Source organism: Actinospineispora acaciae DSM 45401, from assembly GCF_000620785.1.
Taxonomy (GTDB): Bacteria; Actinomycetota; Actinomycetes; order Mycobacteriales; family Pseudonocardiaceae; genus Pseudonocardia; species Pseudonocardia acaciae.
Genome location: NZ_JIAI01000004.1, coordinates 568980 through 576341 on the forward strand (window position 1 = coordinate 568980; position 7362 = coordinate 576341).

Annotated in this window: 13 protein-coding genes; 2 read left to right on the top strand and 11 right to left on the bottom strand. The window is 70.4% G+C overall.

Going from position 1 to position 7362, the window contains the following annotated elements:
* Positions 1-30 precede the first annotated feature (30 nt).
* The 10 genes from N912_RS64595 to N912_RS64605 form a co-directional block, all read right to left on the bottom strand.
* Entirely contained in the window at positions 31-399 is a 369-nt protein-coding gene (locus N912_RS64595; protein WP_037065872.1) for a hypothetical protein, read from the bottom strand.
* The gene (locus tag N912_RS0122900) at positions 396-878 is read right to left on the bottom strand and encodes a hypothetical protein (RefSeq protein WP_037065874.1); all 483 of its coding nucleotides are present in this window, start codon (positions 876-878) and stop codon (positions 396-398) included. The genes N912_RS64595 and N912_RS0122900 overlap by 4 nt, the downstream gene beginning before the upstream one ends.
* Positions 875-1291: a hypothetical protein gene (locus tag N912_RS0122905; protein ID WP_051580636.1), complete on the bottom strand. Its 417-nt coding sequence runs from the start codon at positions 1289-1291 to the stop codon at positions 875-877. Before N912_RS0122905 ends, N912_RS0122900 begins: the two co-directional genes overlap by 4 nt.
* The gene (locus N912_RS60640) at positions 1288-2049 is read right to left on the bottom strand and encodes an ERF family protein (RefSeq protein ID WP_028924223.1); all 762 of its coding nucleotides are present in this window, start codon (positions 2047-2049) and stop codon (positions 1288-1290) included. Before N912_RS60640 ends, N912_RS0122905 begins: the two co-directional genes overlap by 4 nt.
* On the bottom strand, positions 2046-2255 hold the full coding sequence (locus N912_RS64600) for a hypothetical protein (RefSeq protein WP_028924224.1): 210 nt from the start codon (positions 2253-2255) through the stop codon (positions 2046-2048). Before N912_RS64600 ends, N912_RS60640 begins: the two co-directional genes overlap by 4 nt.
* On the bottom strand, positions 2252-2791 hold the full coding sequence (locus N912_RS0122920) for a hypothetical protein (protein WP_028924225.1): 540 nt from the start codon (positions 2789-2791) through the stop codon (positions 2252-2254). The genes N912_RS64600 and N912_RS0122920 overlap by 4 nt, the downstream gene beginning before the upstream one ends.
* An 82-nt stretch (positions 2792-2873) precedes the next feature.
* Positions 2874-3305: a hypothetical protein gene (locus tag N912_RS0122930; RefSeq protein ID WP_028924226.1), complete on the bottom strand. Its 432-nt coding sequence runs from the start codon at positions 3303-3305 to the stop codon at positions 2874-2876.
* Entirely contained in the window at positions 3302-3730 is a 429-nt protein-coding gene (locus tag N912_RS0122935; protein WP_028924227.1) for a hypothetical protein, read from the bottom strand. Before N912_RS0122935 ends, N912_RS0122930 begins: the two co-directional genes overlap by 4 nt.
* A gap of 267 nt (positions 3731-3997) precedes the next feature.
* Positions 3998-4231 carry a helix-turn-helix domain-containing protein gene (locus N912_RS0122945; protein ID WP_028924228.1) on the bottom strand — a complete coding sequence of 78 codons (234 nt, stop codon included), beginning with the start codon at positions 4229-4231 and terminating at the stop codon, positions 3998-4000.
* A 14-nt stretch (positions 4232-4245) separates the two neighbouring features.
* Complete coding sequence (locus N912_RS64605; protein ID WP_028924229.1) at positions 4246-4545, bottom strand: helix-turn-helix domain-containing protein; 300 nt, start codon at positions 4543-4545, stop codon at positions 4246-4248.
* A 254-nt stretch (positions 4546-4799) separates the two neighbouring features.
* On the opposite strand from N912_RS64605, the gene N912_RS0122955 reads away from it, so the two are divergent.
* A complete protein-coding gene (locus N912_RS0122955; protein WP_156993903.1) occupies positions 4800-5213 on the top strand; it encodes a hypothetical protein in 414 nt (137 codons plus the stop codon).
* 58 nt (positions 5214-5271) lie between these two features.
* Here the strand turns inward: N912_RS0122955 and N912_RS0122960 are convergent, their stop codons facing one another.
* Complete coding sequence (locus N912_RS0122960) at positions 5272-6450, bottom strand: tyrosine-type recombinase/integrase (protein WP_169747936.1); 1179 nt, start codon at positions 6448-6450, stop codon at positions 5272-5274.
* A gap of 463 nt (positions 6451-6913) precedes the next feature.
* Here N912_RS0122960 and N912_RS0122965 point away from each other — a divergent pair.
* Positions 6914-7362 (top strand): hypothetical protein (locus N912_RS0122965; protein WP_028924232.1); only part of this gene is annotated, 449 nt, incomplete at its 3' end.

A 7362-nucleotide genomic window follows, 5' to 3' on the forward strand; every position in this document is an offset into this window, starting at 1 on the left:
TGGGCTCCTTCCAGAGGTGGGTGGGTGTTCTCACAGGTAGGTCGGTGGTTGGGCGTTGTGCCACGGGCCGCGCGGGTCGTCATCGACCAGCGGGATGGCCTCACCAGCCGGGGTGAGGTAGCACCAGCCGCGCCGGACCATCCACACCGGAACGTCGGCGGGCACCTGGCCCGGTGCGACCGCCCAGCCCTGCTCCTTGGCGACCGTGCGGAACGCGCCGGCATGGGCGTGGCAGATGCGGCAGAGGTGCAGCCCGTTGGACGGGCACCACAGCCCGCCCTGGGAGCGGTTGAGCCGGTGGTGCCAGTCGGTGGCCGAGACCCGGTCGCACATCTCGCACCACCCACCGGAGCGGCGGGCGACCAGGCGGCGGGCTCGCCGTTCCCCGAACGACTTCATGCCCGTCCCTCCAGCAGCGCGAGCAGGTTGAACCGCTTGCCGAGGCACTGCACGATCGACACCGCCTCGCCGTCCAGGCCGAGGCAGCGTCCGTCGTAGACGCGGGCGTACTTCGGCACGGTGGCCTCGCCGAGGACGAACGCCCGCCCCAGTGGGGTGACCCGCCACCAGCCGGCCCGGCCGCCGTCCTCGCGCGGGCGCTGGTCCTCCTCCAGCAGCCCCCAGTACCGCAGCAGCGACTCGTCCCGGGCGCCGGAACCGAGGCCGCGCAGCGTGACCGTCTTGTTCTGCCACTCGGTGCCGTGCTCGCGGTACATCACGACCAGCGCGCGGGCCATGCCGGCGTGGATGCCGCGGTGGTAGACCTGGGCGCGCTGCTGGCAGCACGGGCACGCCGCGCCCTTGCCGACCGCGTGCTGGCGCAGCCACTCGCGGGCCTGGCCCAGCGGGGCGGTGTCGGGGAACTGGGGCGCGCTCATGGCTGGGTCCAGTTCGTCGCGGTCCACTCGGCGCGGGCCGCCGCGCCCAGGGAGCGGCCCAGCTCGATCTGTTCGCGCAGGGTGTCGATGCGTTCCTTGGCCGCGCGGTAGAGCTGGTGTTTGATCTCCATCTCCATGTGCAGGTCGGCGCAGCGCAGCACGGCGTCGGCCTTGCGGCGGTCCGCCGAACCCTGGGCGGAGGTGAGCAGCGCTTCGGCGTAGGCGACCTCGTGCGCCTGTTTGGCCCGCACCCAGTCCTCGCCGAGAGCAGCCGACTCCTCGGTGGCGTCGTCGAGCAGCCGCGACAGCTCGACCAGGTGGAACACCACGCTGTTCGGTGTGGGGCTGGCCCAGCCCGCCGGCACAGGTCGCAGCGTCCGGTCTGCGGCGGCTCCGATCGGTTCGATGCTCACGGCCCGGCCTCCTGCTCCTCGTCCAGGCCGCGGAGCTGGTACTCGGGCCGGCTGAACAGGCTCTTGCGGAACTCCTCCACATCGCGCATCGACGCCTCCTTGAGGTTGGCGCCGTCGTGGGTCTCCGCGTACAGCTCGGCGATCCGGTCCAGCGGCCACTTCTGCTCCGCGCAGGTCTGGCGCAACAGCGCCCGCGCCGCTTCAGCTGACGGGGTCGGTTGGCGAGGCTTCTGCTCTGACTTGTGCTCGGGCTTCTGCTCGGACGGGCGACGCTCGCTGTCCTGGCGGGCGTGCTGGCCGGCGGGCGCGCGGTCGCGCTGGGCGGAGGGGTGCGAGGCGGCTGCCGCGTCGTCGTCATCGCCGCCGGGGGCCACCCCGGTGACCGCGCACAGCGAGTACCGCCGGGCGTAGGTGATGGCCGAGCCGAGCACCTGCGGTGAGGAACGCGGGTCCGGCAGCGGGTAGTCGCCCTGTTCCTTCTCCCCGGACGCGTGCCGAAGTTGGTAGCGCAGCACGAATCGGTCGGAGTCGTCGAGCATGGGGCGGGCCGACCAGCTCAGCCCATGCTTGGCCAGCAGCGGCAGCACGACGGGGCTGATCTCGCTCAGGTCGGCGTAGCGGTAGGAGTACGAGCCCTTTTCGCTGCGTACCTGGGCGGTGTTGTCCTTGCCCACCCAGGGCAGCTCGGCCTGGAACGCCGCCAGCGCGGCGCCCAGCGAATCGGCGCCCAGCGAGTCGGGGGCCGGTGTGGTGGTCACGGTGCCTCCAAGACGAGGAGTCGGTGGGCGGTCGCGGAGTGGGTCAGGACCAGTGGCCGGCGAGCGGGCCCGCAGTGCGGGCACGGCACGCGGGTGGCCCGCTCGGGTGCCTCGACCGGGCTGGCCAGCACGGCGTTGTCGCCCTGGCAGACCGGGCAGAGCCCGGGAAGGGTGGCCAGGACCAGCGCGAGACGGTGTGCGTTCACCGGCGCTCCTCCCCGCCCGCGGTGAGCGCGGCAAGCAGCGAGCCATCTTCCGGTTCGCTGCCGAGCACCCGCGCCAGCACGGCGCGCACCGCGACCCGCCCGGAGGGGCTGGGCTCGACCTTGTACGCCGGGGTGCCGTAGGACAGCTCCAGCCCGGGGATCACCTCGCCGTCGCGGTCCACCACGAGCCCGTCGGTGTTGTGCGGGTCCTTGAGCTGGGCGCGGGCCAGCTCCCGCAGATAGGTCAAGTAGCTCTCGCGGATCGATTCGGTGACCACCAGCTCGTCCGGGCGCGCGCGTCGCACGTAGGCCAGCAGCGCGGCCTCGTCGGTGAGGACGACGCTCTCGGGTCGCTCGGTCAGGCGGACCTTGCCCACCTCGGTGCCGTCCGGCAGCCACGCCTTGATCGGCTCGCCCGGAGCCAGGGTGGGCTCGACGACCCGTCGGGTCTTCTTCGCCTCGGCCGCCACGTCGTCGGCGACGACCCGGGCGAACACGGCCCGGCCGGCGGCGAAGCGTTCCTGCTCGCTGCTCATCAGTCGCCCATCCGCACGACGTAGGTGATGAAGCCGACGAGCAGGAACACCACGGCGTTGAACAGCAGTTCCGCGCAGCCGCTCATGCGACACCGCCGGCCAAGATCGGGGGGCACACCCACTCGACGAGCTCTTCGGTGCGGGTGCGTTCCACCATCGGCGGCGCCGGCGCCTCGGGATCCGGGACCAACTCGGTGACCTCCCGGGTGGCCACGACCACCCGTTCGCACACCGCGTCACGCGCCGCCAGCGCACCGACGCTCAACGGCCCGATCCTGAGCACCAGCCGGAACACCTGCTCACCCGCCGGCTCCTTGTCCACCCGCGCGCCCCGGCGCAGCGCCGCGCGCGCCAGCGCGGCCAGCTCGGCGCGGGTGTCGGGACACCACAGGCAGAAGTACAGACACACGGCCGGCAGCTCCACGTCGTCGACCAGGTCGGCCAGCCGACGGAACGCGTCGGCTACCTCCGCGTTCGTCGACGTGTTCGGTGGCGGGTTCGTGGTCGAGGTCACCGGGCACGCTCCAGGGCGGCGACCTTGCGCACGGCGTCCCCGGTGAGCGGCTGCGGCCGGTGAACGACGAACGGGCGTACCGCGTCGGGGACTCGGGAGGTGGTGGTCACCAGCTCCACCCGGAACCGGTCGAGCTGGCCGCCGGCCACGATCGTGATCACCGGCCCGGCGGTGGCGGTGGGTGCCATCAGAACGGTCGCCTTCCACCACATCGGTTCGCCGAGATGTTCAGCCCAGGCCAGCAGCGCGGTGCATTCGGCGCACAGCAACCACGGAGTGACCGTGATCGCCTGGTCGGACACAGCCACGCTGGTCGGTTCGGGCAAGTTCTTGCTGGTCATCAGCCGGGCCACGATCTCGGCGGCCATGGTCAGCCGCGAGGCGAATCCCGACGCGGCGGGGTCGGCGAAGATCGGGCGGCTCACCGGGCCACCACCACGGCGAGCGCAACCAGCGCCACGGCGACCAGCGCCAGCACCCACCAGGTGATCAGGGCTCGGCGGTGGGTGCACCTGGTCGGTGCGAGCGGCCATGGGTTCACACGTCCTCGGCTAGCATGCAGTCCAGACATCTGGCGTTCCTTCGGGTAAAGGGGTTGTTCGGGTGTCCAGCGGCCCGGCCTGGTTGCACCCAGGTACGGGCCGCGTCCACATCGGCGTCACGTCGTGCGTTCACGCCGACCTGGAAGCCGGCTACGCGGCGGCGCCGCGCTTGCGGGCCTTCGCGGCGGCGGCGCGTTCGCGGTTGGCCTCGGCGCGTCGCCGGGCGAAGTAGTCGTCCAACTCGCGGCGTTCGATTCGCCTGCTGGCGCCGACCTTGATCGCGGCGATCACGCCGTCACGGACCCAGCGTTCGACCGTGCGCGGCTTCTTGCCCAGCACGGCGGCGGCCTCGGCGTAGGTGAGCAGGTCGTCACGGGGGTTCACCGGGAACTCCTCGCCTACGCTGCGGTGGTCTTGGCCCGGCCGCCGCGCGAGGACTTCACGGCCTCGGCGAGCCCGGCGGTGGCGCTCAGCTCCTCCAAGTACCTGAGCACCTGGTCGCACGGGATGCGGACAGTGCCCAACCGCGACTGCGGGACCAGGCGCTTCTCCTCGACCAGCCGGTAGTACGTCGAGCGACTGACGCCCAGGACTTCCAGAACTTGCTCGATGGTCAAGGTGTCGGACTCCACATCGGCGTAGAGCTGCTGCCGCATCGCCTTGAGCGCCTGCACCTTGTCGTACGTGTCTGTCGACATAGCCCTACCTCCCTCCTCGGGGTCGGGATCGGAGCGGGAGCGGCTCCGAAGGTTGGTGTGTGGGGGTTGTGGTTCCGGTCCGAGCTCGTTCGGCCGGCCGATCAACTGCTGGACGAACCTTGCCCACCGCCCAACCATCGCGTCAAATACGCCCCGCAAAGATGGCATATTGCGGGGCAAACGCGCGCACGGTGGGACGGCGTGGAACACCGTGAGACACCGGCTACGCTCCGCAAACACGTCGGGAGGGCTGCATGATCACGAGGCACTTCAACGAGCTTGTGGATCGACTTCACCCGAAGGGGTCAGGTCGGCGCCTGTGCCGGGAAGCTGGACTGAACGAGGAGTACATCGGCCACTACACCCGCCCCTCCACTCCGCTCAATCGAATGCCCGAACGCGAGGCCCTGGACAACCTCGCCCGCGCGCTGCGCTGTCACCTCTACCTCGTGATCGAGCATTTCGCGAAGGACGTAGACCTGCCCTGGGGGCCTCCGCTGGACGACCCGGACCTCGCCGAGCTAGTGCGGGTGTTCCTCCAGTACAAGGAGGAGGAGCGCAAGGAGGCCGTGGAGGTGCTGGCGCAGTACCGCCTCGTGAGCGATCCCCAAGATCGGCAGAGCGCGCGGCGCATGCTGCGAGGTCTCTCCGGCGGTGCAACCCCGTAGCCAACCGGTCCCCACCCCTCGTCGGCGAGGAGCGGGGACCGCTTGACCGGTGCCCAGCTCAGGCAGCGTCGCGGTGGTCGTCGGCCTGGATCGACGCCTCGCGCGCGGCGTCGGAGGCACCCCGAGACACCCGGAGTTCGCGCTCCAGCTCTCTGATCCGTTCCTGGAGCCTCTCCAGCTCCGCCAGAGGGTCCAGCGGAGCCGACTCCACCGGCGACTCCTGGGAGCGGTCCAGCCACAGGCGCGCCTCGGCCAACTCGGCATCAGGTATGTAGATCTTGCTCGTCACGATGCTTGCGTGGCGCAGAATGGCTTGGACCACGTCGAGGGGCGCGCCGGCCTGGCGCAGTGCGTACGCGCACGCATGGCGCAGGTCGTGAAAGACCGGCCATGGCTTGGCGATCCCAGCCTTGACCACGGCCTTACGCAACAGCCTCGCCATCCGCTGGGGCATCACCCGAAGCAAGTTCCTGCCCGGTTCGATGAACACGTGGTCCATCGGCCCGCCCGGGTACTCCTCCGAATGCTTGTCCAGCGCGGCAACCGTGCGCGTCGTCAACGGCACCGTGAGGACCTTCTTGCCCTTCGGGTAGGTGCGCTCCTCGCCGGTCTGGAGGATCACATCGCCGACCTCGATAGTCTTGCGCTTCAGGTCAATCCGGTGCCAGCGCACCCCGCACACCTCAGAGACCCGCAGCCCCGAGTCACGGGCCAGCAGCAGCGCCGGCCGCAGCCACACTGGGGCCGCCCGCAACACCCGTTCGAACTCCTCGTCGCTCAGGATCCGGTGCGACCGCAACGTCGTGTGCGGCGGCCGGTTGACGCCGATCGTGGGGTCGTCGCCGCGCAGCCCGTCCTGCACAGCCTGCACGGAGATGTGGCTGATCACCTCCAGGCGCATGCGCCGGGTGGCCGGGGACAGCCCCCTCTCCTCCAGGAACGCCATGTACTCGGTGACCGCGACCCGGTCGTACTCGTCAACCATCAGGTGCTTCCAGTACTTGCCGATCTGCCGAGCCTGGCTGAGCAGCCTTGTGCGTGTGGTGCCCTCGATGCCCGTCACGGATTTCGCCCAGCGCATCGCGTAGTCAGGGACCGACCAGCGGTGCCGGTTGCGCTTCACCGGCACACCGGCCTCGGTGTAGTGGCCGTCGATCTTGTCCTGCTCGCGGCGCATCCACGCGTCCGCCTCGGCGAAGGAGTCGAACGTCTTCGACGGCCCCTTCTTCTGGGCCACCGCGTTCCACGTCCACCCCCGGTACCGGCCGCTGGGCAGGGTCTCGGGCTGGCGCTCCCCGCGCACCTTCGTTTTGGTTCGGGTCTTCGGTCGTGCCATGACGATCCTCTTCGGGTGAGCGCACGCTCGGCAGCAATGGAGCGCGAGACGCTAACCACGCGAAGATCACCGGTCCAACCGCCCTGTGGACAACCGTGGGAAACTTTGTTCCCACGGCGCCCGCGCCTGGCGCGCTAGACCGCCTCTGACCTGCGGCGGAACCGCCGGTCACCCGTCGTGGAAGTGTTTCGTTCGAAAATCGCTGGCGCGATTTCCGACGAACTGAAATTTCTGAGTGCGGTTTGGGTGCCGTACCCGGGTGGTGGCCGGTCACTTTGGGTGTCTTTTGGTCACTTTTCGTGGTGTTCCCGGCTTGGTGGTTGCGTTTTCGGTTTTGTCGGTGCCCCCGGGCACAATCACTGGCATGTCCGAGAGCGAGCTGCTCGCCGCGTACCGCGAGGCCATCGAGTCGATGGCCCGCGCCCGCGCGCTGGCGGCGGCCGCCGACGGACAGGAGCTGATCGACGCACTCAAGCTCGGTGCCACGCTGCAACGGCTGGCCCGCTACGACGACATCCACGCCATCGCGCGGCTGGACCGCGAGGGCGAGTTCACCTCTCGTGGGGTGGACGCCGCGCCGGCGGTGTCGGACATCCTGCGGATCCCGCGCCGTGCGTCCACCCGGATGGTCGCCGTCGCCCGCGCGGTGTTCCCCACCACGCTGGACGGGCAGCCGGTCGAGGCGAAACTCCTGGCCACGGCCACCGTGCTGGCCACCGGCGAGATCGACACCCAACACGCCGACGTCATCGAACGACACCTGTCCTGCGACGCCGCCCGGCGCATCGACCCCGCACGGTGGGCCGCCGCCGA